Here is a 20,503-nt window from a genome sequence, read left to right as displayed (position 1 = left end):
ATCTTGCCGCCGGACTCATTCGAAACGGAAGAGAAACATGATGGCAACTAGGAGAAACCTGCTGGTCATGGGCGCGGCTGCCGCGACGGCGCTCGCCTTGGGTGCCTGCGGTGCCACCGCCGAGAAGGACGGGGCCGGCTCCGGCGACGACGGTAAGCCGGTCGCCGGGCTGCGGATCATGGTGCCGAACAGCCCCGGCGGCGGGTACGACACCACGGCCCGCACCGCCGCGAAGGTGATGGAGGACGCCAAGATCGCCACCGGCGTGCAGGTGTTCAACCTGCCCGGCGCGGGCGGCACGGTCGGCCTCCAGCGGACCGTGAACGAGAAGGGCAACGGCAAGCTCGCCATGCAGATGGGGCTGGGCGTGGTCGGTGCCTCGTACACCTCGAAGTCGGCGGCGACACTGACCCAGACCACCCCGCTGGCCAAGATGATCGAGGAGGCCGGCGCCATCGTGGTGCCGAAGGACTCCCCGTACAAGACCATCAACGACCTGGTCGCGGCCTGGAAGGCCGACCCCAAGAAGGTCGCGGTCGGCGGCGGCTCGTCCCCCGGCGGCCCGGACCACCTGCTGCCCATGCAGCTCGCCAAGACCGTGGGCATCGACCCCAAGCAGGTCAACTTCGTCTCGTACGACGGCGGCGGCGAGCTGCTGCCGGCCGTGCTCGGCGGCAAGGTGGCCTTCGGCGCCAGCGGCTTCGGCGAGTTCCTCGACCAGGTGGAGGCCGGCCAGATCCGGGTCCTCGCGGTGACCAGCGAGGCGCCGATCGAGGCGCTGAAGGACGTGCCGACGCTGAAGTCGTCCGGCATCGACCTGGTCTTCACCAACTGGCGGGGCATCGTCGCGCCGCCCGGGATCAGCGACGCCGACAAGAAGGTGTGGATCGACGTGCTGACGAAGATGCACGACTCGGAGGAGTGGAAGGCCGAGCTGAAGAAGCGTGGCTGGACCGACGCCTTCGTCACCGGTGACGAGTTCGGCACCTTCCTGACCGAACAGGACAAGGCGGTTGCCGACATCCTCAAGCAGCTCGGGTTGGCATGACCGACAGGACGACCCGACCGGACCGGGGCGGCGACCAGCCGCCCCGGCCGGCCGCATCAATCGTGCCCGACCAGGCGGCGCCACCGGACCGGGAGACGGGCGGATCGCCCCCCGCGCCCGCCCCGGTCGCGGACCCGCCGGCCGTCGACCCGGCGGGGCAGCCCGCCGGATCGGCGGCACCCCCCGCGGACGACCTGCCGGACGGTGACGGGCCGGCGGCCGACGGCTCAGCGCCCAAGCGGGACCGGGCGCAGTACGGGGTCTGTGCCTTCCTGGCCCTGGTCGGTGGGCTGGTCATCTTCGACGCGACGACGCGCATCGGGCAGGCGATCAACAGCGCGGACCCGATCGGCCCGAAGCCGGTGCCGATCCTGCTCGGCGTGCTGCTGTTGATCGTCGCCGCCATCTACGCGGTGGACGTGGCCCGCGGCGGCGCCGGTGAGCCGGAGGCCGGCGAGGACGTCGATCTGGACAGCCCGATCGACTGGCGCACTGTGCTGCTGCTGATCGGGGCGTTCCTGGTCAACGCGGTGCTCATCGACCGACTCGGCTGGGTGATCAGCGGGACGATCCTCTTCTGGGGTTCGGCGTACGCGCTCGGCAACCGCCACTACGTCCGGAACCTGCTGATCTCCGTCGCGCTGTCGCTGATCACGTTCTACGCCTTCGCCATCGGGCTCGGTGTCGACCTGCCCGCCGGCGTACTGCAAGGGATCCTGTAATGGAAAACCTGGGCAATCTGCTTGAGGGGTTCGGCCATGTGCTGACCCCGATGAACCTGCTGATCTCGCTGCTCGGCGTGACCATCGGCACCGCGGTCGGCGTCCTACCCGGCATCGGCCCGGCGATGACGGTGGCGCTGCTGCTGCCGGTCACCTACAGCCTGGGGCCGACCCAGTCGCTCATCATGTTCGCCGGCATCTTCTACGGCGGCATGTACGGCGGCTCGACCACCTCGATCCTGCTCAACACCCCCGGCGAGTCGTCCTCGGTGGTGACCGCGATCGAGGGCAACAAGATGGCGAAGGCGGGTCGCGCGGCACAGGCGCTGGCCACCGCCGCGATCGGCTCGTTCGTCGCCGGCACCATCGCCACCGTCCTGCTGGTGGTGGTCACCCCACCGGTGGTGTCGTTCGCGATCAGCCTCGGCGCACCCGACTACTTCGCGGTGATGCTGCTCGCGTTCGTGGCGGTCACCGCGGTGCTCGGCGCGTCCCGGGTACGCGGCTTCGCCGCGCTGCTGATCGGCCTGGTCATCGGCGTGATCGGGGTCGATCAGACCGGCCAGCAGCGGCTCACCTTCGGGGTTCCGCAGCTCATCGACGGCATCGACGTCGTCGTGGTGGCGGTCGGCATCTTTGCCGTCGGCGAGGCGCTCTGGATCGCCGCCCACCTGCGTCGCGCATCTGGTGAGGTGATCCCGGTCGGCCAGCCCTGGATGGGCCGGTCGGACTGGAAACGATCCTGGAAGCCCTGGCTGCGCGGCACCGCGCTCGGGTTCCCGTTCGGCGCGGTGCCGGCGGGCGGCGCGGAGATCCCGACCTTCCTGTCGTACATCACGGAGAAGAAGCTCTCCAAGCACAAGGAGGAGTTCGGCAAGGGCGCGATCGAGGGCGTCGCGGGCCCGGAGGCGGCCAACAACGCCTCGGCCGCCGGCACCCTGGTGCCGATGCTGGCGATCGGCCTGCCCACCAACGCCACCGCCGCGGTGATGCTGGCCGCCTTCGAGCAGTTCGGCATCCAGCCGGGCCCGCTGCTCTTCACGAGGGAGTCCGCGCTGGTCTGGACGCTGATCGCCAGCCTCTTCATCGGCAACCTGCTGCTGCTGGTGCTCAACCTGCCGCTCGCCCCGGCCTGGGCGCGCCTGCTGCGGATCCCGCGTCCGTACCTCTACGCCGGGATCATCTTCTTCGCCTCGATGGGGGCGTACGCGGTCAACGCCCAGCCGTTCGACCTGTTCCTGTTGCTCGCCCTGGGCCTGCTCGGCTTCGGCATGCGCCGCTTCGGGCTGCCGATCCTGCCGCTGATCGTCGGCATCATCCTCGGCCCGCGCGCCGAACTGCAGGGCCGGCGGGCACTGCAGCTCTCCGGCGGCGAGCTGCACGGCCTGATCGGCGGCTGGGTGTCCTGGATGATCTACGCCGCTGTCGCGGTGGTACTGCTCTGGCCGCTGATCGGTCGGTTCGTGGTCCGGCCGCTGCGGGGAAGGTTGGTGACCGGATGACCGTACTGGTGGGCTACGTGCCCTCGCCGCTGGGCGAGGCGGCCCTGCACGCGGCGATCGAGCAGGCCCGGTTCCGAGACGAGCCGGTGCTGGTGGTGAACACCTCGCGCGGCGACGCGTACGTGGACCCGCGCCTCGCCCAGGAGCCCGACCTGGATCGGGTGGTCCGCGAGCTGACCGCGGCCGGGGTGCCGCACACCGTACGGCAGCTCGTGCGGGGACGGGACGCCGCCGAGGAGATCGTCGAGATCGTCGAGGCGGAGAGGGTGTCGCTGGTGGTGATCGGCATCCGCCACCGCACCCCGGTCGGCAAGCTGATCATGGGGTCGACCGCGCAGGAGATCCTGCTCCGGGTGCCCTGCCCGGTCCTCGCGGTGAAGGCCGGCTGAGTGGCGCCCGGGGACTCGCCGGTCCCCGGGCGCGCCCAGACCGCCCTACTGCTCACGCACACGATCGTGGTGCAGGCGGTCACGTTCATGCTCCGGCCGGCGTCCGCGTACCGGGCGCTGGAGCTGGACGTGCCGGGTGCCTGGCTGGGCGTGCTCGGGGCCAGCTTTGCCGTCGTACCGCTGGTGCTGGCGGTGCCCTCCGGACACGCGGTGGACCGGTTCGGTGAGCGCCGGGTCGCGCTCGCCGGGTCGGTCCTGCTCGCCGCCGCCGGCCTCGGTTTCGTGCTGCTCGCCGGCTCGGTGGCCGGCCTGGTGCTGGCCAGCATGCTGCTCGGCACCGCGCACCTCTGTGCGGTGGTGGCCCAGCAGGCGCTGGTCGCCAACCGCACCCCGGCCGACCGGTACGACGCGGCGTTCGGCTACTACACCTTCGCCGCCTCGCTGGGCCAGGCGCTCGGCCCCGGCCTGATCGTGGTCTTCGGCGGGGACCGCCCGATCCCGGACACCCGGGCCATCTTCCTCGGCGCCGCCGCGCTGTCTGTACCCCTGCTGGTCGCCGCCGCGTTCCTCCGCCCCTCCGCGCACCATCGCGGCGTGACCGGGCCGGGCGCCGGCGGGATGCGTGACCTGCTCCGCCAGCCCGGGCTGGTGCGTGCCCTCACGGTCAGTTGCGTGGTCCTGGCGGCGGTCGACATCACCCTGGTCTACCTGCCCGCCCTCGGTGCCGAGCGCCACATCGCGGCCGGGGAGATCGGCCTGCTGCTCGGGCTGCGCGCGGTCGCATCGATGGTCTCCCGGCTGGGGCTCGGCCGGCTGGTCGCGGCGGTCGGCCGGCGGGCACTGCTCATCGGCACCGTCGCCCTCTCCGCCGTCGGGCTCGGCCTGCTGCTGCCGCCGCTGCCGTTCTGGGTGATGGCCGTGGTGGTGACCGTCGCCGGCCTCGGGCTCGGCGCGGGTCAGCCGCTGACCATGTCGTTCCTGGCCGAGGTGGCCCCACCCGGGCTGCGTGGCCGCGCCATGTCGCTACGGCTCACCGGCAACCGCCTCGGGCAGGTACTGATCCCCAGCGCCGCCGGCGTGCTGGCGGCGGGAGCCGGTGCGGCCGGCGTCCTCGCCTGCACCGCCGCGGGCCTCGCCGGCGCGGCGGTCGCCGCCACCGGCCTGCACCGCACCAACCCGCACTGAGAGAAGAGGACAACCATGGAGACACCCAGCACCGCCGACCTGTACGACCGCTTCGGCGAGGCCCTCGGCTCGTGCGACACCCAGTTGCGCCAGTTCGGCGGTGTCCGGGCCTTCGCCGGGCCGGCCGTGACGGTGCGCTGCTTCGAGGACAACGCGCTGGTGAAGTCGATCGTGTCCGAACCGGGGGAAGGCCGGGTGCTGGTGGTGGACGGCGGCGGCTCGCTGCACACCGCGCTGATGGGCGACCTCATCGCCGGCACGGCGGCGGAGAACGGCTGGGCCGGCGTGGTGATCAACGGTGCGGTCCGCGACGTCGCCGCCCTGCGGGCCCTCCCGATCGGCATCAAGGCGCTCGGGACGAATCCGCGTAAGAGCGCCAAGACCGGCGCGGGAGAGCGGGACGTGCCGGTGTTCTTCGGCAACTGCGTCTTCGCGCCAGGGGTTCAGGTGTACAGCGACGACGACGGTGTGGTCGCCCTCCCCGTCGCCGAGCCGGTGTAGGGTCAGCCCTCGCTGGCCGGGTGGGGGGCGACCTGGCCCTGGCTGAGGCGGGTGGCGCACAGCTCGGCCAGCTTCGCGTACGCGGACGCGCCGACCAGCGCGGCCAGCTCCGGGGCGTACGAGACGTACATCGGCTCGGCGCCGACGTGCGCGTCGGTCGAGGAGGTGCACCACCAGTCGAGGTCGTGCCCGCCCGCGCCCCAGCCCCGCCGGTCGAACTCGGCGAGCGTGGAGATCAGCACCTTCGTGTTGTCCGGCCGCTTGTGCCAGTCCTGGTCCCGGCGGATCGGCAGTTGCCAGCAGACGTCCGGCTTGTACTCCAGCGGGTGCACCCCGTCGCGCAGCGCCTGGGCGTGCAGGGCGCAGCCACCCCCGCCCGGAAAGTCGGCGTCGTTGAGGAAGACGCACGGCGAGTCGGCGTCCCGGGTGGCCGTACGCCGGGCCGGGTTCTTGCCGTCGATGGTGTCGTTCTCGGTCCAGTTCTTGAAGCCCTTGCGGAAGTGCTGCCAGGTCTCCGGCGTGAGCCGCTTGACCGCGGCGCGGACCCGCTTCTCGTCGTCGGAGTCGGTGAAGAACGCCCCGTGCGAGCAGCAGCCGTCCGCGGCCCGGCCGGCGATGATGCCGTGGCAGCCCTTGCCGAAGACGCAGGTCCACCGGGAGAGCAGCCAGGTCAGGTCGGCCCGGATCACGTGCTTCTCGTCCGCCGGGTCGACGAACTCGATCCACTCGCGGGGGAAGTCCAGTTCAACCTCCCGGCTGCGCGGGTCGTCCGGGTCGTCCACCAGCACCTGCAGCTCGATCTGGCCTGTCACCCGGACCAGCGTACGCGTGGTGAGCCGGGCCGGCGGGCGAGCCGGCGAAACATGTTGGCCCTAGAGTCGCTGCATGCGACTGGGTGTCCTCGATGTCGGTTCCAACACGGTGCATCTGCTGGTGGTCGACGGCCACCACGGGGCGCACCCCTGGCCGGCGCACTCCGAGAAGGTGGTGCTCCGGCTGGCCGAGCAGATAGGTCCCGACGGGGCGCTCACCGAGGCGGGCGCGGACAGCCTGGTCAAGGCGGTCAGCATGGCCCGCACGGCGGCGGACGGGCTGGACGTCGACGACCTGCTCGCGTTCGCCACCAGCGCGGTCCGCGAAGCCACCAACGCCGGCGAGGTGCTGGCCCGGGTCCGCGACGAGACCGGCGTACGCCTGGCGGTGCTCTCCGGCGCGGACGAGGCGCGGATGACCTTCCTCGCGGTGCGGCGGTGGTTCGGTTGGTCCGCCGGCCGGCTGCTGGTCGCGGACATCGGTGGCGGCTCGCTGGAGCTGGCCGCCGGCATCGACGAGGACCCGGGCGTGGCGGCCTCGCTGCCGCTGGGCGCCGGGCGGCTGAGCCGCGAGCGGCTGCGGATCGACCCGGCCGGCACCGTGCCGCCCTCCGCCGGGACCGTCGACGAGCTGCGGGAGTACGTCGACTCGCTGCTCGATCCGGTGGCGAAGCAGCTCACCGAGGTGGGCTGGGATCGCGCGGTGGCGACCTCGAAGACGTTCCGGATGCTGGCCCGGCTGGCCGGCGCGGCGCCCTCCGGGGCGGGGCTGTGGGCCCGGCGCCGGCTGACCCGGACCGGGCTGCGCCAGGTGCTCGGCTTCATCCGGCACATCCCGCCCGGCCAGTTGCACGAGCTGGAGGGGGTGAGCACCGGGCGGGCCCATCAGCTCCTCGCCGGTGCCGTGGTAGCCGAGGCGGTGATGCGCCGGCTCGACGTGGACCACCTGCACATCTGTCCGTGGGCGCTGCGGGAGGGGGTCATCCTCCGCCGGCTCGACCAGCTCACGGCGAACTGATCGCGGCCGGTCGGTCTGCGCCTTTTGCGGATGCTCGTCCTGATGTTGCGCGACGGAGGCGGCTACCCTGAGAGGTGTGACCTCCCGAGTCCCGGTGCTCCTGTCCAGTTCCTCGGTCTTCCCTGAGCGGACCGCGGCGGCGTTCCAGCTGGCCTCGACGCTCGGCTACGACGGTGTCGAGGTGATGGTCTGGACCGATGTGGTGAGCCAGGACCCGGGCGCGCTGCGCGGGCTGGCCAGCCACTACGACGTCCCGGTCCTCTCGGTGCACGCGCCCTGCCTGCTGGTCACCCAGCGGGTGTGGAGCCCCGACCCGTGGGAGCGCCTGCGCCGGGCCGCCGAGCTGGCCGAGACGTTGGAGGCGCCGACGGTGGTGGTGCACCCGCCGTTCACCTGGCAGCGGGACTACGCCCGCAACTTCGCCGACGGCCTCGACCGGATCGCCGGCCAGTTCGACGGGCTGCGCTTCGCGGTGGAGAACATGTACCCGGTGCGGATGGCCGGCCGGAAGTTCGTCCCGTACGTCCCCGGCTGGGATCCGACCGACACCGGCTACGCCTCGTACACGCTGGACCTGTCGCACTGCGCGGCCTCGCACAGCGACGCCCTGGCGATGGCTGACCGGATGGGGTCCGGCCTGGCGCACGTGCACCTGGGCGACGGCACCGGCGAGGGACGTGACGAGCACCTGGTGCCCGGCCGCGGTGGCCAGCCCTGCGCGGAGCTGCTCCGCTCGCTGGCCGGCCGGGGTTTTTCCGGGTCGGTCGCGGTGGAGGTGACCACCCGGGGCGCGAAGAGCCGAGCGGTCCGCGAGGCCGACCTCCGCGAGGCGCTGGAGTTCGCCCGCGCCAACCTGACCGCCCCGTCCCCGGTCGACGCCTGACCCGTCAAGGGGCTCGCGGCGGATCCGGGCCGGATGCCAACGCGAACCTCTTGATCAACCGCGGTTTCAGCTGACCGGGGTGAGGGGTTCGGGCTGGGCGGGGACCGGGAGCTGGTCGACCGCCGCGCGCTTGCGGGCCCGGTGCGCGGCCACGTGCGAGCGGGTGGCGCAGCGCTCCGAGCAGAACCGGCGGCAGCAGTTCGAGGAGGTGTCCAGGTATACGTTGCCGCAGCGCTCGTCCGCGCAGACACCGAACCGGGCGCTGCCGTACTCGCAGAGCCAGACCGACAGGCCCCACACCGCGCCGGCCAGGTATTCGGAGCTGACCGAGGCGCCCCGGCTGGTCACGTGCATGTGCCAGTCGCTGGAGTCGTGGCCGGAGATGCGCGGCTGCACCGGGAACGTCTCGAGCAGCGCGTTCAGCTCCGCCACCGCCTCGGCGTCCCGGCCCGACGTGCCGTACTCGAAGACGTCGCGCAGGCGCTTCTGGGCCCGCCGGAAGATCGTCAGGTCTCGTTCCGCGACCTCGTCGTGCATCCACGCGTTGTCGTCGGGGAAGATGGCCCGGAGGTCGTCGAGGTCGTCCAGGCGGGCGTTGACGAGATCAACACCGGTCCGGGCGTACGCGTCGAAGTTCACGACACCAACCGTAGACGACTCAGCGTGCCCGTGGCGCGTCGATGTAGTGGGGCAGAAACCGCGCGTAGCCGTCCGTGATGAGGCTTTCGCTCTCCCGTACGCCGACACCCGCTGACTCACCGTCGACGGTCCAGCTCCCCAGAACCATGCGGTTCCCGGCGAAGTCGGGCAACGCCCGGAACTCCTGGTAACAGAATCCCTCGTCGCCGTAGATTCCCGGATTGGTGATCTCGGTCCCTTCGGTAATGATGCGTACCGATGCGCCCTCCCGGCCCAGCAGCGGCTTCGCGACGTATCCGGTCATCCCGCGCGGCGAGTCCAGGTACGCCGGCAGCAGGTATTCGTGCCCCGGGTACAGCTCCCAGAGCACCGCCAGCAGGGCCTTGTTCGACAGCAGCAGCTTCCACGCCGGCTCGATCCAGGTGGTCGGGGTGCCCGGTTCCAGTGCCGGCGGCCCGTACGGCTCGGCCAGCATCCACTCCCAGGGATAGAGCTTGAAACAGGTGGTGATCGGCCGGTCGTCCGCGTCGACGAAGCGCCGCCCGTCCCAGCCGATCCGCCGGATCGGCATGAGCGTGACGTCCAGCCCGGCCTGGCGGGCCGTCTCGGCCAGGTAGCCGGCGGTGATGAGGTCCTCGCCCGACTCCTCCTCGTCGGACCAGACCACGTGCACCCGCGCGTCGTGCAACCCCGCGCCGATCTTCGCCCACGCCCCGACCAGCCGCTCGTGCAGGCTGTTCCACTGGTCCGCGGCGGGACGGGTCTCCTCCAGCCAGTACCACTGCACGATGCTCGCCTCGACCAGCGCGGTCGGGGTGTCGGCGTTGTATTCCAGCAGCTTGGGCGGCCAGGTGCCGTCGTACCAGAGGTCGAAGCGGCCGTAGAGGGTCGGCGGGGACTCCCGCAGCGACCGGGCGACCGCCTCCGCCGCCCAGGCCGGGATGCCGAACTCCGCGTACCGGTTCCGGGCGACGATGTGCTCGGCGGCGGCCACCGACATCCGGTGCAGCTCCTCGGTCGCCTCCTCCAGTCGGAGCACCTCGTCCAGTTCGAAGGCGTACGCGGCGGTCTCGTCCCAGTACGACATGATTTCGCCGTCGGGCAGCTCGGTGTCGACGTATACCAGGCCCTGGGCGCGGATGGTGGCGTCCCAGTCGGGGCGCGGGGTGCTCGCCACGCGCCGCACGTCAGCCGCCGCAGGAGGCGAGGTGGGTGCCGAAGCCGCCCCGGTCGGGCAGCGCGGTGGCGGCTGGGGCGGGGGTGTCCCGGGCGACGGCCGGGCCGGGGACCCGTAGGGCCAGGGCCACCGTGTCGCCGCCACCCCCGGCCGGAGGGCCGAGGGCGCAGTCGTCATCGTCGTTGTTGCAACCGGAGAGGGTGAGCGCCAGCGCGGTCAGTGCGCCGAGATGCACGGTGGCCGACCGGAGCCGGCGTCGGGGGCGTCGTTCCACGGGTTTGTTTGTAGCCGACCCGGGCCACCGGCGCAGGCCCCCGGCCGGGCGTTACGCTCGGCTCATGCTCCGATCCGTCATCCTTGCCGCGGCCAGGTCATCCCAGGTCGAGCGGCTCGTCGCGACGGCCCCGTTCACCCGGGACGTCGTCCGCCGGTTCGTCGCCGGCGCCGGCACCGACGACGCGCTGCGCGTGACCCGCGCGCTCGTCGCCGACGGCCTCGCGGTCACCCTCGACAACCTTGGTGAGGACACCGTCACCCCGGAGCAGGCGAACGCCACCCGGGACGAATACCTCAAGCTGCTGCGGCTGCTCGCCGCCGCCGAGCTGACCCCGGCCGCCGAGGTCAGCGTGAAGCTCTCCGCGCTCGGGCAGATGTTCGACGAACAGCTCGCGTACGACAACGCGCGGGCGATCTGCGCGGCGGCCGATGCGGCGGGCACCACGGTCACCCTGGACATGGAGGACCACACCACCACCGACTCGACGCTGGACATCCTGGCCAAGCTGCGCAAGGACTACCCGTCGACCGGTGCGGTGCTCCAGGCGTACCTGCGGCGTACCGAGTCGGACTGCCGGGAGCTCTCCGGCGCCGGGTCCCGGGTGCGGCTCTGCAAGGGCGCGTACAAGGAGCCGGAGTCGGTGGCCTACCAGTCGGCCCGTGAGGTGGACAAGTCGTACGTGCGCTGCATGAATGTGCTGATGGCCGGCGACGGTCACCCGATGCTCGCCACCCACGATCCGCGCCTGATCGCCATCGGTGAGGACCGGGCCCGCTGGTTCGACCGCGGTCCGGACCGCTTCGAGTTCCAGATGCTGTTCGGCATCCGTCCCGAGGAGCAGAAGCGGTTGATCGGCGAGGGCTACACGGTGCGCACCTACGTCCCCTACGGCGACCAGTGGTACGGCTATTTGATGCGTCGCCTGGCCGAGCGCCCGGCCAACCTGATGTTCTTCGGTCGCGCGCTGGTCAGCAAGAAGTGATTCAACCGTTCGACCAGGCCCGGGTGTTCAGCACCAGGCGGTAGCTGTCCGGGTCGGCGAACGTCACCCCCCATCGGTCCCAGTACGGGCCGGCGAGACCCCTGGTCCCGCCGGCCCGTTCGAGTCTCCTGGCCGGATCGCGTCTTCTGGCCGGATCGCGGCCGCCGGCCGTACCCGCGTACCTGTCCGGGCGTCCCGCCGACGCGCGGTGGGCCTTGGCCCGATCGCCCGACTGGTCGTACCCTTCGCCGGTGACCCACGGTGACGAGCAGCCGGGCGACCACGTCGAAAGCGTCGGTGCCCGGCCGGCCGCCCCGACCGCTGCGGCCGAGTCGCCCACCCGCCTGGTGCCGGCCGGCGGCGCGCCGCCCGGCGCACCGGCCTTGGCGAGCGGCGGCCGGCCCGATACGCCGTCCGTAACGAGCGGCCCGGCCCGACGGTCCCGCCGGCGGTGGCCGCTGTGGACGGCGCTCGCGCTGGTGCTCGTGCTGCTGGCGTGCGGCGTGCCCGGCGCACTCCTGCTCGGCCTGGTGCCGGGCGTGGCGGGGCGACCGGCGGCGGGATCGAGCGACGACCCGGTGGCGCGTCGCCTCGCGGAGCGGATGACCACACAGCTCGACCGACAGGCCGCCGCACTGCTCGCCGGCGACCAGGCCGGCTTCCTCGCCGCCGCCGAGCCGGCCGCCCGCCCCGCCCTCACCCGCCGGTACGCCGCCCTGCGCGCGCTGCGCGTCACGGTCTGGCGGCCGGAGGTGGACGGCGTGCCGGCGAAGGTCGACGGGCGGCCGGGGGAGTGGCAGCTGACGGTGACGGTCGGTTACTGCTTCGTGGCGCCGGACTGCACCCCGAGCAGGGTGGCGATCGGCACCCGGTGGCGGATCGTCGGGGAGGAGCCCCGGCTGCTCACCGTCGAGGAGTCCCGGGCGGAGCCGGCCGGCGCCCGGCCCTGGGAGGTCAGCGACCTGGCCGTGGCGGTGGGGAAACGGACCCTGGTGGCCACCACGCCCGCGCTGCGGGCCAAGCTTCCCGGGCTGCTCGCCCAGGCCGAGGCCGCCGCCGAGGTCGCCGACCGGTACGCGGTCGCCGGTACCCCGCCGGACCGCTACCTGGTCTTCTACGCCGGCCGCACCGAGTGGCAGCGCTGGTACGGCGGTGGCCGACCGAAGTGGACGGCGGGGTACGCGGTCGGCGTCGGCGGCGGACACCACGATGTGGTGCTGAACGCGCCGATCATCACGCCGAACGGGATCGACGACCTGCTCCGCCACGAACTGACGCACGCCGCGTCGCTGCCCGACCGGGGCTACTCCGACCGGTCCACCTGGTGGCTGGTGGAAGGGCTGGCCGAGTACGCGGGCGCGGACGGCCGGCCGGTGGCCCGCTACGACGGCCTCGCCGAGGTGCGGAAGCTGGTCCGGGGCGGATGGAACGGCCGGCTCGACTCGCTGGCACCCGCCGACGACGCGGCCGACGAGCGGGTCGGTGGCGCCTACGGTGTCGGCTACCTGGCCGTACGCCACCTGGTCGACCGGTACGGCGAGCAGCGGATGCTCGACTTCTTCCGGGCGGTGGTGCACGAGCGCCGGTCCCTGGACGAGGCCGCGGAGCAGGTGTTCGGCGACCCCTGGTCCGCCCTGCACGACGACTGCGTCGCCTACCTCCGCAGCGTCGCCGGAGGCTGACCCGCTGTCGTGGTGACCTTTTCCCGCCCTCGTACGATCGACGGGTGCGCCGCACCCATTCGCCGCGGTTGCCCGCGGCCACCCGCCCCCGCCTGCTCACCGCCCTCCTCGCCGTCGTCGCCCTGACCGGCACCACCGCCGCCTCCTGCGGCGACGACAAGTCCGGCGTCACCGTGGCCCAGGTGGGCCACTCCGAGGTCACCGAGGTGATCGACGCGCCGGCCACGGTGACCGCCCGGGCCGCCGCCACCCTCACCGCGCCCGCCGACGGCACCATGGCCAGCCTGCGGGTCCAGCCAGGGCAGCGGGTCGCCCGCGGCCAGGTGCTCGCCGTGATCGACTCGCCGTCCGCGCAGGAGCGGCTGAAGCAGTCCCGCGAGGCGCTGCGCGCGGCCCGGCGGGCCGGCCGGGGCGTCGGCGTCGGCGACCTGGGCGGGCGCCGGCGCGGCACCGACAAGGCCGCCGCCGAGGCGTTCGACGCCGCGCGCCAGGCCGCCGGGAAGATCGGCGACCCGCAGTTGCGCTCCGCGCTGCTGCTCCAGGTCGATTCCGCGCAGCAGCAGTACGAGTCGGCCGCCCGCGCCGCCGACCAGGCGGTCGCCGCCGTGCAGCGCGGGGTGGCCGGGCTGAACAACGCCGTCGGCGCGCTGTCCGCCGCGCAGCGCCTCCAGGCCCAGCAGGCGTACGACCTGGCGAAGGCGACCGTCGACGCGCTGACCCTGCGCGCCCCCATCGCCGGGGTGGTGCAGCCGGGCGGCACCCGGGCCGCCACCCCGACCGACCTCACCAGCCTCTTCGGTGCCGGCGGCGGTACGGCGGGACTCGACCCGTCGGCCCTGGGAGCCGGCGCGCAGGGCGGCCCCCCGCCCGGGGTGGACGACGCGGTGCCACCGGGCGGCCGGGTCACCGCCGGCACCCCCGTGCTCACCATCGTGGACACCGGCGACCTCGGCCTGCTCGCCGAGGTGGACGAGACCGACGTGCTGCTGGTCCGGGCCGGCCTGTCCGCCTCGGTGGAGTTGGATGCGGTGACCGGCGCGTCGTACGACGCCACGGTCCGCTCGGTTGACGTGCTGCCCACCAGCTCCGCTCGCGGCGGCGTCACCTACCGGGTCCGCCTCGGCCTCGGCGCTGGGCGGCTCGGGGAGGGGGAGCCCGCTCCGACCCCCCGCCCCGGCATGAACGCCGTGGTCCACCTCCGGGTACGTGAGGCGGCCGACGCGGTGGCCGTACCCGCCTCGGCGGTCTTCTCCGCCGACGGGCGGGACACGGTCTGGGTGCTGCGGGACGGCAAGGCCGACCGGGTGCCGGTGACCGTCGGCGTGCAGGGGCAGGACCTGGTGCAGATCGTCAGCGGGGTGCAGGCCGGCGACCGGATCGTGGTGCGCGGCACCGACCGGGTCCAGGACGGCCAGGAACTGAAGTGAGCGCCGGGGTCCCGACCCGGGTGCGCGGCCTGCCCGCCGGGGTGCCGGCGATCGAGGCGGTCGACGTGTCCCGGACGTACCAGCTGGATGGGGTGTCCGTGCCTGCGCTGCGCGGGGTGTCGCTCACCATCGCCCCCGGCGAGTACGTGGCGGTGATCGGGCCGTCCGGCTCCGGCAAGTCCACCCTGATGCACCTGCTCGGCGGGCTGGACCGGCCGACCGGCGGCCGGCTGGTGATCGGGGGCCGGGACGTGGCCAGCCTCGGCGCGCCCGAGCTGGCGGCGTTGCGCAACGAGACCATCGGCTTCGTCTTCCAGGCGTTCCATCTGCTGCCCCGGACGTCGGCGGTGGACAACGTCGCGCTGCCGCTGGTCTATCGCGGGGTCGGGGCGCGGCAGCGGCGGGAACGCGCGGCGGCGGTGCTCGGCCGGGTCGGGCTCGGGCACCGGCTGGAGCACCGGCCCAACCAGCTCTCCGGCGGCGAGCAGCAGCGGGTGGCCATCGCCCGGGCCCTGGTCACCGACCCGGCGGTGCTGCTCGCCGACGAGCCCACCGGCAACCTGGACACCGCCACCGGCGAGGCGGTGCTGGAGCTGCTGGAACGGCTGAACACCGAGTCCGGCGTGGCCCTGGTGATGGTGACGCACGACCAGGAGGTGGCCGCCCGGGCCCGCCGGCGGATCGCCGTACGTGATGGTCGGATCCGGTCCGACACGGTTCATGATCGACCGCTGTCCGGCGGTCCCGGTGGACCTGCGACACTGGACGGCGCTCCCAGCGCGGAGCCCCGGTCCGCGTCCGGAAGCGGCCCGGGGCATCCGTCCGGTGGCTCCAGTGGTACCGCCACCGGAGCCACCGGACGTCTTCCGCGCCGGACGGTGCCCGGGGGTGCCGCGTGAGGATCACCGAGGCCTGGCGGGTGGCGCTGGACGCGCTGCGGGCGAACCGGCTGCGCAGCGCGCTGACCATGCTCGGGGTGATCATCGGGGTCGCCTCGGTGGTGCTGCTGGTGGCCATCGGCACCGGCACCAAGCAGAAGGTCGAGCAGCAGGTGGAGGGGCTCGGTTCCAACCTGCTGCTGGTGGTTCCCGGCCGGATCGAGGTCGGCAACGCCCCGGTGGTCTCGCCGCTGGATCTCAAGGACGTGGACGCGGTCTCCCGGGTGGTGGGCGACCCGGGACGGGTGGCCGTCACCATCGCCTCCGGTGCGACCGTCCGGGCCGGCACCCGCTCCGACTTCGCCACCGTGCAGGGCGTCCTGGAAACCACCCCGGCGGTCTTCACCCGCTCGCTGGCCCGGGGCCGCTACCTCACCGGCGCCGACGTGGACACCAGCCGGCGGGTCGCGGTGCTCGGGGCGTCGGTGGCCCGGGCGCTCTTCCCCGACCGGGACCCGCTCGGCCAGCAGCTCGCGCTGGCCGGGGTCCGGTTCCGGGTGATCGGCGTCTTCGCCCCGCTCGGCCAGAGCCTCGGGGTGGACCGGGACGACGAGGTGCACATCCCGGTGACCGCCGCGCAGCGGCTCTGGGGCACCCAGCGGATCGACGGCATCGCGGTCAAGGCCCCGGACCGGGAGCAGATCGGCGAACTCGGCGACCGGATCGTCGCGGAGTTGTCCCGCCGGCACCCGGACACCGAGTTCAGCGCCGTCACGCAGCAGCAGATCCTCGGTGTGCTCGGCGACATCCTCGGGGTGCTCACCGGCGTACTGGCCGCGATCGCCGGCATCTCGCTGCTGGTCGGCGGAGTGGGGGTCTCCAACATCATGCTCGTCTCGGTACGCGAGCGGACCCGCGAGATCGGCCTGCGCAAGGCGGTCGGCGCCCGGCCCCGGGACATCGGGGTGCAGTTCCTGCTGGAGGCGGTGCTGCTCACCTCGATCGGCGGGTTGACCGGGATGGCGCTGGGCGTGGGCACCGCGCTGCTGGTCGACGCGGTCTCGCCGATCCCGGCGGCGATCACCTGGTGGTCGCTGGCGCTCGCCTTCGGCGTCTCGGCCGCGGTCGGCATCGTCTTCGGCGTGGTTCCGGCCCAGCGGGCCGGTCGGCTCGACCCGGTGGTGGCGCTGCGAGCCGAGTGACGGCCCACCGGGAGCGGGGAGCCGACCCGACCGCACGGCGCGGACCCGCTCACCGGACCGGACGTGGTGCACTTCCGGGTGGAAAACGGCAGGTCAGAAGCGAGGAAGCGGCGAGCGTTCCATGATCAATCGCAGGAAGGGATCGCGCCGGTCACAGCCGTCCCGCTACCGTACTGGTAACACGCGCGTCGCTCGTCGTGGCGGAAGCAACCCGCCCCGGCGGCACGCGCCGGGCATGGGAATGGGTCGGTGAGCCATGGCCGGGTCGCAGTCCGACGCTCGACTGTCGGATGTCAGGTTCCTGACCGTCGCCGAGGTGGCGACGGTCATGCGGGTGTCCAAGATGACGGTCTATCGTCTCGTGCACAGCGGTGAGCTGACCGCGGTCCGGGTCGGTCGATCGTTCCGGGTGCCCGAGCACGCCGTGCACGAGTACCTTCGGGGTGCGTTTCAGGAGACCGCCTGACGCGCCGCCGGCCAGGCCGTCGAGTGCGACGTAACGGGCATCGACGGGGGCGCGTTGGTCCTGCTGACACGCTCCGGCTACCCTGGACCCCGATCGTGACCGCATGCCGGTGCACCCTGCCCACCACGCTGGTCCGGTCCGTTGTCCGCAAGCGGTCACCGACGCCACCCGTGGTGGTGTCGCCCGGTCCGCCCCGCATGTTGCATCGAAAGGCTGTCGTATGGGCTCGGTGGTCAAGAAGCGCCGCAAGCGCATGGCTAAGAAGAAGCACCGCAAGCTGCTGCGCAAGACCCGCGTCCAGCGTCGCCGTCTCGGCAAGTGACCGGGGCCGGGCTGCGGCCCGGCACCCGGCAACACTTGCCAACAGTCGACCGTCGGAGGCTCAGGTGATCAGGCCGTGGATGTCCCGGCTCGATCCCGCCTGCCGGGCAAGGCGCGCGACATGACCCCCGGTGGCACCCCCGGTGCTCCGGGGGTCGTCGTCGTGACCGGGGTCGGACGCTACCTCGGCGCGCACGTCGCCGCTCGGCTCGCCGCCGACCCGCGCATCGAACGCGTCATCGGGGTCGACCCCGCGGCCCCCGTCGCCGAACTCACCGACCTGCTGGACGGGGTCGAGCGGATCCGCCTCGACCTCGACTCGCTCAGCGCCCTGCTCATCGACCTCGACGTCGACGCGGTGGTGCACCTGGCGCTGGTCAGCGCGCCCGATCCGCAGCACGGCGGCCGGTCGGCGATGAAGGAACAGAACGTCATCGGCACCATGCAGCTGCTCGCCGCCTGCCAACGGGCGCCACGGCTGCGCAAGCTGGTGGTCCGGTCCTCGACCGCCGCGTACGGGGTCTCGTTCCGCGACCCCGCCGTATTCACCGAGGAGACCGAGCCGCGCGAGGTGCCGCGCGGCGGATTCGGCCGCGACATCCTCGACATCGAGGGGTACGTCCGCGGGTTCCGGCGCCGCCGTCCCGACGTCACCGCGACTGTGCTGCGCTTCGCGCCGTTCATCGGCTCGACCGCGGACACCACGCTCACCCGCTACTTCTCCCAGCCGGTGGTGCCCACCGTCTTCGGCCGGGATCCCCGCCTCCAGTTCGTCCACTTCGACGACGCCCTGGAGGTGCTGCACCGTTCGGTCGCCGAGGACCACCCGGGGACGTACAACGTCGCCGGGCCGGGCGTGCTCTCCCTGTCGCAGGCGATCCGCCGGGCGGGCCGGGTGGCCGTACCGGTGCTGGAGCCGGGGATGTCCGGGGCCGCCGCGATCGCCCGCACCCTGGGCTTCGGCCGGTACGGGCTGGACCAGGTCGACCTCTTCGTGCACGGCCGGGTGGTGGACACCACGAGGCTGGAACGCGAGTTCGGCTTCACGCCCCGCTCGACCGCCGCCGCCTTCGAGGACTTCATCCGGGCGCACCACGGCGGCGTGGTGGTGACCCGGGACCAGCTCGCCGCGGCCGAGGCGCTGGTGCTGGAGGGCATCCGGCAGGCCCGGGCCGCCGTCCGGGAGCGGCCGTGAGCGGGGCGGAGGAGCGGGGCGAGGCCCGCTACGACGTACCGCTGACCGTGCGCGGACCGGACGCGGAGCCGGCGCGGCGCAACGGTCACCGGCGCACGACGGCGCCCGTCGCCGACCCGGCGCCGGCCGGCAGCCCGTCGCCGACCGGCGAGCCGGACACCTCGCTTGACGAGCCGGACACGTCCGCCGACGGGCCGGCGGTGGTGGTGGAAGGCGAGTCGTCGGCCGGCGTCCCGGTCGCGCCGCCCGGGCCGGCGGTGGCGGATCGGCCCGGCGACCACTGGGACCGCAAGGTCGCCAACGGTCTCACCTTTCTGCGGCGGCGGCTCTCCGGCGACTACGAGGTGGACGAGTTCGGCTTCGACCCGGAGCTGACCGACGCGGTCTTCCACCCGCTGGTCCGGCTGCTCTACCGGGACTGGTTCCGCACCGAGGTCAGCGGCGTGGAGCACGTGCCGGAGTCCGGGCCCGGCCTGGTGGTCGGCAACCACGCCGGCACGGTGGCACTGGACGCGCTGGTGCTCGGCACCGCACTGCACGACCAGCACCCGACGCACCGCTACCTGCGGCTGCTCGGTGCCGACCTGGTCTTCCGGATGCCGGTGGTCTCCGAGATCGCCCGCAAGACCGGCGGGACGGTGGCCTGCAACCCGGACGCGGAACGGCTGCTCGGCAACGGTGAGCTGGTCGGCGTCTTCCCGGAGGGGTTCAAGGGGGTCGGCAAGCTCTACGCCGATCGTTACAAGCTCCAGCGGTTCGGCCGGGGTGGCTTCGTCTCGGCGGCGCTGCGTACCGGCACGCCGATCGTGCCGGTGGCGATCGTCGGCGGCGAGGAGACCTATCCGATGCTCGCCGACATCAAGCCGCTCGCCCGGCTGCTCAAGCTGCCCTACTTCCCGATCACGCCGACGTTCCCCTGGCTGGGGCCGCTGGGCATGTTGCCGCTCCCGAGCAAGTGGCTGATCGAGTTCTGTCCACCGATCCCCACCGCGCACCTGCGCGACTCGGCGGACGACCCGCTGGTCGTGTTCAACCTCGCCGACCAGGTGCGGGAGACAATCCAGCAGACGCTGCACAAGCTGCTCGAACGCCGCCCCGACCCGTTCGGCCCCTGACCACCCCGACCCGGACGGGCCGGCCCTGCCCGGGCGTGTCAAGATCCGCGCGGCTTCGCCGAAGTTGCTGCCTGCCCAGCGGCGGGAGGTGGCGGTTCCCCCGAAGTCGCCGGCCTGTGGTCAGGTGCGGGGGCAGGATCAGTCAGCGCGGTGGCGGCGGCGGTGCAACGCCAGGCCGGCGGTGACCGCGCCGGCGAGCAGCCCGGCGGCGGCCGTCGACGGCACCGCGATCTTGACCGCCCGGCGTCCGGTGCGGAAGTCCCGCACGTCCCAGCCGCGCCGGCGGGCCTGCAGCAACAGCGCCGGATCGGGGTTGATCGCCACCGGGTGACCCACGACCGAGAGCATCGGCAGGTCGTTGACGGAGTCGCTGTAGGCCGCGCAGTGCTCCAGGTCCAGCCCCTCGAGCGCGGCGAGCCGGGTCACCGCCTCGGCCTTGGCCGGCCCGTGCATGAGATCGCCGACCAGCCGGCCGGTGTACGTCCCGTCGACCACCTCGGCGACGGTGCCGATCGCCCCGGTCAGCCCGAGCCGGACCGCGATGACCCGGCCGATCTCGACCGGGGCGGCGCTGACCAGCCACACCCGCTGCCCCGCGTCCAGGTGCCGCTGCGCCAGCCGGCGGGTGCCGGCCCAGATTCGCGGCGCCATCAGCTCGTCGAAGATCTCCTCCGCGAGCCGTTCCACGTCGTCGACCCGCCAGCCGTGGATGAAGGCGAGCGCGGCCTCCTTGGCCTGCGACACGTCCCCGGCGCGCTCGGTGGCGAACAGCCGGAACCTCGCCTGCTGCCAGGCGAACCTGGCCAGGTCGCCAGTGGTGAAGTATTTCCGGGCGGCCAGCCCGCGGGCGAACCAGTAGATCGACGCACCCTGCATCATCGTGTTGTCCACGTCGAAGAAGGCCGCGGCGGTGGTGGGGTCGGTCGGCGGGGCCGCCAAGGGCGCCTCCGGAGCCTCCGGCGAGGCACCGGTGTGGCCCTGGGCGGCGGTGCCGGCCGTTGCCTTCCGGGTCCGGGCCATCGCGACCTCCTCCCCTCGACGTCCCCGCTGTCGAGCCTATCCGGGGGGTGCGACGGGCGGAT

Annotated in this window: 22 protein-coding genes and 1 pseudogene; 17 read left to right on the top strand and 6 right to left on the bottom strand. The window is 73.1% G+C overall.

Annotation, left to right across the window (positions count from 1 at the left end; all coding sequences use genetic code 11):
• Positions 1 to 40 precede the first annotated feature (40 nt).
• Genes ACIRG9_RS18220 through rraA form a run of 6 tightly spaced genes read left to right on the top strand, consistent with a single transcriptional unit; the run spans position 41 to position 5,347 of the window.
• Positions 41 to 1,048, top strand: a complete 1,008-nt coding sequence (locus ACIRG9_RS18220) for a Bug family tripartite tricarboxylate transporter substrate binding protein (RefSeq protein WP_402856903.1) — start codon at positions 41 to 43, stop codon at positions 1,046 to 1,048.
• Positions 1,045 to 1,770, top strand: coding sequence for a tripartite tricarboxylate transporter TctB family protein (locus tag ACIRG9_RS18215; protein ID WP_402856901.1), 726 nt, complete (start codon positions 1,045 to 1,047; stop codon positions 1,768 to 1,770). Before ACIRG9_RS18220 ends, ACIRG9_RS18215 begins: the two co-directional genes overlap by 4 nt.
• Positions 1,770 to 3,272: a tripartite tricarboxylate transporter permease gene (locus tag ACIRG9_RS18210; protein WP_402856899.1), complete on the top strand. Its 1,503-nt coding sequence runs from the start codon at positions 1,770 to 1,772 to the stop codon at positions 3,270 to 3,272. Before ACIRG9_RS18215 ends, ACIRG9_RS18210 begins: the two co-directional genes overlap by 1 nt.
• On the top strand, positions 3,269 to 3,661 hold the full coding sequence (locus ACIRG9_RS18205; RefSeq protein ID WP_402856897.1) for a universal stress protein: 393 nt from the start codon (positions 3,269 to 3,271) through the stop codon (positions 3,659 to 3,661). Before ACIRG9_RS18210 ends, ACIRG9_RS18205 begins: the two co-directional genes overlap by 4 nt.
• Entirely contained in the window at positions 3,662 to 4,846 is a 1,185-nt protein-coding gene (locus ACIRG9_RS18200) for an MFS transporter (RefSeq protein ID WP_402856895.1), read from the top strand. It abuts the gene before it with no gap.
• Positions 4,847 to 4,861: 15 nt separating this feature from the next.
• Entirely contained in the window at positions 4,862 to 5,347 is a 486-nt protein-coding gene (rraA, locus tag ACIRG9_RS18195; RefSeq protein ID WP_402856893.1) for a ribonuclease E activity regulator RraA, read from the top strand.
• 2 nt (positions 5,348 to 5,349) lie between these two features.
• Here rraA and ACIRG9_RS18190 read toward each other — a convergent pair whose 3' ends face one another.
• On the bottom strand, positions 5,350 to 6,159 hold the full coding sequence (locus tag ACIRG9_RS18190) for a hypothetical protein (RefSeq protein ID WP_402856891.1): 810 nt from the start codon (positions 6,157 to 6,159) through the stop codon (positions 5,350 to 5,352).
• Between the two features lie 73 nt (positions 6,160 to 6,232).
• Here ACIRG9_RS18190 and ACIRG9_RS18185 point away from each other — a divergent pair, with 73 nt between their 5' ends.
• Both ACIRG9_RS18185 and ACIRG9_RS18180 read left to right on the top strand, forming a co-directional pair.
• Positions 6,233 to 7,177: a Ppx/GppA phosphatase family protein gene (locus ACIRG9_RS18185; RefSeq protein ID WP_402856889.1), complete on the top strand. Its 945-nt coding sequence runs from the start codon at positions 6,233 to 6,235 to the stop codon at positions 7,175 to 7,177.
• 76 nt (positions 7,178 to 7,253) lie between these two features.
• Positions 7,254 to 8,060 carry a sugar phosphate isomerase/epimerase family protein gene (locus ACIRG9_RS18180; protein WP_402856887.1) on the top strand — a complete coding sequence of 269 codons (807 nt, stop codon included), beginning with the start codon at positions 7,254 to 7,256 and terminating at the stop codon, positions 8,058 to 8,060.
• Between the two features lie 66 nt (positions 8,061 to 8,126).
• Here the strand turns inward: ACIRG9_RS18180 and ACIRG9_RS18175 are convergent, their stop codons facing one another.
• Genes ACIRG9_RS18175 through ACIRG9_RS18165 form a run of 3 tightly spaced genes read right to left on the bottom strand, consistent with a single transcriptional unit; the run spans position 8,127 to position 10,150 of the window.
• Positions 8,127 to 8,699, bottom strand: a complete 573-nt coding sequence (locus ACIRG9_RS18175; protein WP_402856885.1) for a CGNR zinc finger domain-containing protein — start codon at positions 8,697 to 8,699, stop codon at positions 8,127 to 8,129.
• 19 nt (positions 8,700 to 8,718) lie between these two features.
• Entirely contained in the window at positions 8,719 to 9,885 is a 1,167-nt protein-coding gene (locus tag ACIRG9_RS18170; RefSeq protein ID WP_402856883.1) for a glutathionylspermidine synthase family protein, read from the bottom strand.
• Between the two features lies 1 nt (position 9,886).
• Complete coding sequence (locus ACIRG9_RS18165) at positions 9,887 to 10,150, bottom strand: hypothetical protein (RefSeq protein ID WP_402856881.1); 264 nt, start codon at positions 10,148 to 10,150, stop codon at positions 9,887 to 9,889.
• A gap of 64 nt (positions 10,151 to 10,214) precedes the next feature.
• Here ACIRG9_RS18165 and ACIRG9_RS18160 point away from each other — a divergent pair, with 64 nt between their 5' ends.
• Positions 10,215 to 11,135: a proline dehydrogenase family protein gene (locus tag ACIRG9_RS18160; protein WP_402856880.1), complete on the top strand. Its 921-nt coding sequence runs from the start codon at positions 10,215 to 10,217 to the stop codon at positions 11,133 to 11,135.
• Position 11,136: 1 nt separating this feature from the next.
• Here ACIRG9_RS18160 and ACIRG9_RS18155 read toward each other — a convergent pair.
• Positions 11,137 to 11,259, bottom strand: a pseudogene (locus tag ACIRG9_RS18155) (VOC family protein); the annotation flags it as partial.
• Positions 11,260 to 11,386: 127 nt separating this feature from the next.
• On the opposite strand from ACIRG9_RS18155, the gene ACIRG9_RS18150 reads away from it, so the two are divergent.
• The 8 genes from ACIRG9_RS18150 (at position 11,387) to ACIRG9_RS18115 (ending at position 19,421) form a co-directional block, all read left to right on the top strand.
• On the top strand, positions 11,387 to 12,817 hold the full coding sequence (locus ACIRG9_RS18150) for a hypothetical protein (protein WP_402856878.1): 1,431 nt from the start codon (positions 11,387 to 11,389) through the stop codon (positions 12,815 to 12,817).
• A gap of 44 nt (positions 12,818 to 12,861) precedes the next feature.
• Positions 12,862 to 14,244: an efflux RND transporter periplasmic adaptor subunit gene (locus tag ACIRG9_RS18145; RefSeq protein ID WP_402856877.1), complete on the top strand. Its 1,383-nt coding sequence runs from the start codon at positions 12,862 to 12,864 to the stop codon at positions 14,242 to 14,244.
• Positions 14,245 to 14,285: 41 nt separating this feature from the next.
• Positions 14,286 to 15,143: an ABC transporter ATP-binding protein gene (locus tag ACIRG9_RS18140; protein WP_402857124.1), complete on the top strand. Its 858-nt coding sequence runs from the start codon at positions 14,286 to 14,288 to the stop codon at positions 15,141 to 15,143.
• Complete coding sequence (locus ACIRG9_RS18135) at positions 15,140 to 16,324, top strand: ABC transporter permease (RefSeq protein ID WP_402856875.1); 1,185 nt, start codon at positions 15,140 to 15,142, stop codon at positions 16,322 to 16,324. The genes ACIRG9_RS18140 and ACIRG9_RS18135 overlap by 4 nt, the downstream gene beginning before the upstream one ends.
• Before the next feature lie 256 nt (positions 16,325 to 16,580).
• Positions 16,581 to 16,790 carry a helix-turn-helix domain-containing protein gene (locus ACIRG9_RS18130; protein ID WP_046564428.1) on the top strand — a complete coding sequence of 70 codons (210 nt, stop codon included), beginning with the start codon at positions 16,581 to 16,583 and terminating at the stop codon, positions 16,788 to 16,790.
• Positions 16,791 to 17,010: 220 nt separating this feature from the next.
• Positions 17,011 to 17,112 (top strand): 30S ribosomal protein bS22, encoded by a 102-nt coding sequence (locus ACIRG9_RS18125; protein ID WP_007465623.1) that lies wholly within the window; start codon positions 17,011 to 17,013, stop codon positions 17,110 to 17,112.
• 120 nt (positions 17,113 to 17,232) lie between these two features.
• Entirely contained in the window at positions 17,233 to 18,306 is a 1,074-nt protein-coding gene (locus ACIRG9_RS18120) for an NAD-dependent epimerase/dehydratase family protein (RefSeq protein ID WP_402856872.1), read from the top strand.
• A 206-nt stretch (positions 18,307 to 18,512) separates the two neighbouring features.
• Positions 18,513 to 19,421, top strand: coding sequence for a lysophospholipid acyltransferase family protein (locus tag ACIRG9_RS18115; RefSeq protein ID WP_402857122.1), 909 nt, complete (start codon positions 18,513 to 18,515; stop codon positions 19,419 to 19,421).
• A 138-nt stretch (positions 19,422 to 19,559) separates the two neighbouring features.
• Here the strand turns inward: ACIRG9_RS18115 and ACIRG9_RS18110 are convergent, their stop codons facing one another.
• A complete protein-coding gene (locus ACIRG9_RS18110; protein ID WP_402856870.1) occupies positions 19,560 to 20,441 on the bottom strand; it encodes an HAD family hydrolase in 882 nt (293 codons plus the stop codon).
• Between the last annotated feature and the right edge of the window lie 62 nt (positions 20,442 to 20,503).

Source organism: Micromonospora sp. NPDC093277, from assembly GCF_044765245.1.
GTDB lineage: Bacteria > Actinomycetota > Actinomycetes > Mycobacteriales > Micromonosporaceae > Micromonospora.
The sequence above is the reverse complement of the archived record's forward strand: the minus strand, read 5'-3'. Positions and strand labels throughout refer to the sequence as shown.

What these genes read in the sequence shown, in the direction of transcription:
- ACIRG9_RS18205 (WP_402856897.1), top strand. Translation starts at nt 3,269, where the DNA reads ATGACCGTACTGGTGGGCTACGTGCCCTCGCCGCTGGGCGAGGCGGCC.
- ACIRG9_RS18110 (WP_402856870.1), bottom strand. Translation starts at nt 20,441, where the DNA reads ATGGCCCGGACCCGGAAGGCAACGGCCGGCACCGCCGCCCAGGGCCAC.
- ACIRG9_RS18120 (WP_402856872.1), top strand. Translation starts at nt 17,233, where the DNA reads ATGACCCCCGGTGGCACCCCCGGTGCTCCGGGGGTCGTCGTCGTGACC.
- ACIRG9_RS18210 (WP_402856899.1), top strand. Translation starts at nt 1,770, where the DNA reads ATGGAAAACCTGGGCAATCTGCTTGAGGGGTTCGGCCATGTGCTGACC.
- rraA (WP_402856893.1), top strand. Translation starts at nt 4,862, where the DNA reads ATGGAGACACCCAGCACCGCCGACCTGTACGACCGCTTCGGCGAGGCC.
- ACIRG9_RS18160 (WP_402856880.1), top strand. Translation starts at nt 10,215, where the DNA reads ATGCTCCGATCCGTCATCCTTGCCGCGGCCAGGTCATCCCAGGTCGAG.
- ACIRG9_RS18125 (WP_007465623.1), top strand. Translation starts at nt 17,011, where the DNA reads ATGGGCTCGGTGGTCAAGAAGCGCCGCAAGCGCATGGCTAAGAAGAAG.
- ACIRG9_RS18130 (WP_046564428.1), top strand. Translation starts at nt 16,581, where the DNA reads ATGGCCGGGTCGCAGTCCGACGCTCGACTGTCGGATGTCAGGTTCCTG.
- ACIRG9_RS18185 (WP_402856889.1), top strand. Translation starts at nt 6,233, where the DNA reads ATGCGACTGGGTGTCCTCGATGTCGGTTCCAACACGGTGCATCTGCTG.
- ACIRG9_RS18220 (WP_402856903.1), top strand. Translation starts at nt 41, where the DNA reads ATGGCAACTAGGAGAAACCTGCTGGTCATGGGCGCGGCTGCCGCGACG.
- ACIRG9_RS18215 (WP_402856901.1), top strand. Translation starts at nt 1,045, where the DNA reads ATGACCGACAGGACGACCCGACCGGACCGGGGCGGCGACCAGCCGCCC.